Here is a 3973-nt window from a genome sequence, read left to right as displayed (position 1 = left end):
CCACATTTTTTCTTGTGATCTTTGTTCTTRCAYCCACATTTTTTCTTGTGATCTTTGTTCTTACACCCACATTTTTTCTTGTGATCTTTGTTCTTACACCCACATTTTTTCTTGTGATCTTTGTTCTTGCATCCACATTTTTTCTTGTGGCCTTTATGCTTGCATCCACATTCTTTCTCGTGGTCTTTATGCTTGCATCCACATTCTTTCTCGTGGTCTTTATGCTTGCATCCACATTCTTTCTCATGGTCTTTATGCTTGCATCCACATTCTTTCTCGTGGTCTTTATGCTTGCATCCACATTCTTTCTCGTGGTCTTTATGCTTGCATCCACATTCTTTCTCGTGGTCTTTATGCTTGCATCCACATTCTTTCTCGTGGTCTTTATGCTTGCATCCACATTCTTTACAGTTGGAGCTTTTTATACATTTTGCAATGTAATAATCCCTCACTCTATCACTTCCTTTCTTTGGATTCCTTGTTATTATATTCAGTGATCTTAAAAATGCTTGTATGCTTGTCTTAAAATTTCTCCTAAATTTTTTTATGTTCCTTTTAAGTTACAAATCGCCCAGAAAGGAAATAGAATAATGTTATTACTACTTATTTTCTCTCAAAAAAAAAACCTAATTTCCAATTAGTTTTTTTCTACTTCACCAATTTTAAATAAAATGAGTTTTTATTAATTTTGTTTTATAAAGTTTTCTAGATAAAAAATCTTCTAACATAGCGAAGATAACTTGTGGTTTAAAATATAAAGAATTCAATAAATTTCTAAAAATGTCTACCGCGATGTCAAGAGATCCTTACAGTTTCCTTAAATACACTAATCAAAGAACTTATATACTCGATATTAGTCTGAATAACCATATAAAATGAGCCTATTACTTACTAAATATGTAGAGTTCTTGTTTAGTTTATAGAGGCCTAAAATATCTCCAAAAAGATACTTATAATGTGAAAATGTTTTAAATTCTAAACATTTAAATTTATTACCAAAAAATCAGACTGTTAATTGACAGCCTAATTTTTTGGTAATACACCCGGTATCACCTTTCAAAACAGGTATAGAAATATCAGCAGAATAATTTACCAAGCTTCCTTATTATCTTCTACGTAAAAAATACCAGCAATGTTGTCGCAGCATTCAATAAACGTCCCTTTCACAGGAATCGATTCTAGATCAGAATCCATCATTTCTCTGTCAAAGCTGAAAACTCCTAATCCTGTATCAGGGTCGAAACTTTCTAAAGTAAAAATAGTTGGCTCCATCCCATCAACTGACACAGGTTGTGAAGTAGACTTATTTAGTAACAGTAGCTTATTTTCATACTCTGACAATAAATCCGTATCATCGCTATTAGCAATTTGATCTAATAATTCACAAACACAGCTCTTATATAAAGGTTCATTATCTTCCCATAATGCATCCGTACTTTCATCTAGCGTGTCAACGTCTTCATCGGATACATCTACATCTTCGTATGGTGTAACAATTCTTTCGTACAAAGTATCAGTGCTTATTCTTTGAACAACCTTTGCTTTTTTAACTTTAATTTCTTTCATAATATAATAATTATTTTCCTCTTCAATTAAGTTCATGGTAAACCTCCTTCAAAATGGACACACTTGCTCATTACTAAGTTCCGTTAACTTAACGTATTTCTCGCTTATAAACATTAATTAATTAACTAACTACATAGATAAGATACAAAATGTATAAACCTATTTTTATTTCTAGACTATAATTAACATCATTTAATGGAATTTTATTCAACAGCTTAAAAACTCTTTGTTAGGTGACAATCATGGAATATATGTATTCATGTACTAACAAAAGTGTGCCTATACAAGCCTAAGAATTTCTCACAAAAAAATTTTTCCCTTTTTTTAAAGTAAATAGAAATTTTTTTTGGGGGATTAAATAATATAAGAGGCTATTAAGGAATGTTAGTAGCCTCTTTGTTTTTAATTAAATTCTTTCTAAGAATAAATAAGTGAGTATTCTAGAATTCAGAAGTTTTATATACGATGGGAGATAAGTGAAGAAATTAGGGGGAAGTTTATACAATTATTTATATGAAGAGTAGTAATCAGTCTTATCCTTATTGCAAATTAGGGTTCTCTTAATACAGTTGGTCTTCCTATTGAGTGATATTCGACACGAAAACAATTTGCATCCTTTAGTGAAAAACAATTGCGTCCATCAAAGACAATCGGATTTTTCATTAACTGAACTGCCTTCTCTAAAAAAAATTCAGTGATCTCTTTCCACTCTGTTAAGATAAAGACAACATCCGCCTCTAGAAGCGCTTGTTCCAAAGAATCTACATAATTTATTTCTTTTGGTAAAATCTCTTTTGCTCTTTCAATACCTACTGGATCGTACCCAATTATTTGGGCACCTTCCCTCAATAATTGCTGTGCAATATAAATAGAAGGGGCTTCTCTCATATCATCAGTATATGGCTTAAAAGTTAATCCTAATAAAGCTATCTTCTTGCCAATTAAACTGCCAAAGCGTATTTTTGCTTTTTCTACCAGCACCAACGGCTGCCTTTCATTCACTTTAATAGTAGATTTAATAATTTCTAGGTTATACTGAGCATTTTCAGCAATCTTAACCAATGCACTATTATCTTTTGGAAAGCAGGAACCTCCATATCCAATACCAGCGTTTAAAAAGTGTGAACCGATGCGTTTATCAAGTTTCATTCCTTTTGTAACATCTTCAATATTCGCTCCAACTTTATCACATATGTTAGCTATTTCGTTTATAAAACTGATTTTTGTTGCTAAAAAAGTATTAGATGCATATTTTATCATCTCAGCACTGTAAATATCTGTTTTGAATACAGGAATATTTAATGGCTTATAGACTTCTTCAAGAATATTTGCAGCTTGTTCATTGTCATGCCCAATAATAATTCGATCTCCATGAAAAGTGTCATTTATTGCTGATCCTTCACGTAAGAATTCAGGGTTGGAAACAACCTGTATTTTAAATTCAGTTGTTAGATTATTCAAGACTATATCTTTTATATGCATGTTAGTTCCAACTGGAACTGTACTCTTCGTAACAACGATTGCATCGTTTGTTATATTTTGAGCAATATCCTTGGCGGCTTGTTCAATAAATTTTAAATTGGCTGAACCATCAACTTCTTGTGGAGTACCGACAGCTATATATATAATTTGCTTGTTAGCCAAACCTGCTTTATGACTTGTAGTAAAGTTTAACCTTTCTTTTTGAATATTTTTTACCATCAATTCATCCAATCCTGGCTCATAAATTGGTGAATTTCCTAATCTCAAGCTTTTTACTTTTTTCTCGTCTATCTCAATACATGTAACATTATGGCCTATTTCTGATAAACACACTCCTGTTACCAGACCCACATACCCTGTACCTATTATGGCTATATCCATGAATGTCCTTCCTTTCTTTAACATGCTGATTATTTGTTCTCAAATAAAGTTCTGAAACTAGTATTAAATTGTTTCATTTAAAAATAAAATCAGCTAAATGTTAAGTTAATAGTGGATGATTTAACACAATTTAGTATTATCCACTTTTATTAGTTTAATCAGAAACGAAATTCCTCTATTTCACTTATAACCAATATATGTTGAATTCTTTTAGTGTTATAGGCATTTAACATAATGTACAAAGATATTTTTAAAGAAAGATAAAAGTATATAGGTATTCTTAATAAGACTATTAACATTGCCACTGGGCATGTTATAGAATCGTTATTATCTCAAACATATTTAAAAAATTTATTCCATAATATTATTTTAGTTCCAGAATTTCCACCATTTTTTATCAACTTCTGACTGTGGTGCTTGTTGTGGCTGYGGTGCTTGTTGTGGCTGCGGTGCTTGTTGTGGCTGCGGTGCTTGTTGTGGCTGTGGTGCTTGTTGTGGCTGCGGTGCTTGTTGTGGCTGCGGTGCTTGTTGTGGCTGCGGTGCT

Annotated in this window: 3 protein-coding genes; all 3 read right to left on the bottom strand. The window is 31.9% G+C overall.

All coding sequences use genetic code 11. From position 1 onward, the window contains the following. Positions 1 to 400: hypothetical protein (locus AC1DRF_RS18610; protein ID WP_477741364.1), on the bottom strand; the 400-nt coding region annotated here is incomplete at its 3' end. A 689-nt stretch (positions 401 to 1089) separates the two neighbouring features. Further along, positions 1090 to 1602, bottom strand: a complete 513-nt coding sequence (locus AC1DRF_RS18605) for a hypothetical protein (protein WP_377578096.1) — start codon at positions 1600 to 1602, stop codon at positions 1090 to 1092. A gap of 513 nt (positions 1603 to 2115) precedes the next feature. Further along, entirely contained in the window at positions 2116 to 3429 is a 1314-nt protein-coding gene (locus tag AC1DRF_RS18600) for a UDP-glucose dehydrogenase family protein (protein WP_477741363.1), read from the bottom strand. Positions 3430 to 3973: the final 544 nt, after the last annotated feature.

The sequence above is a fragment of the Priestia sp. P5_B4 genome (genome assembly GCF_056400385.1).
Note: the sequence above shows the minus strand (reverse complement) of the source record. Positions and strands in the feature narration are given on the sequence as shown.

Excerpts from the sequence above, each read along its gene's own strand:
- AC1DRF_RS18605 (WP_377578096.1), bottom strand. The coding sequence starts at position 1,602 with ATGAACTTAATTGAAGAGGAAAATAATTATTATATTATGAAAGAAATT.
- AC1DRF_RS18600 (WP_477741363.1), bottom strand. The coding sequence starts at position 3,429 with ATGGATATAGCCATAATAGGTACAGGGTATGTGGGTCTGGTAACAGGA.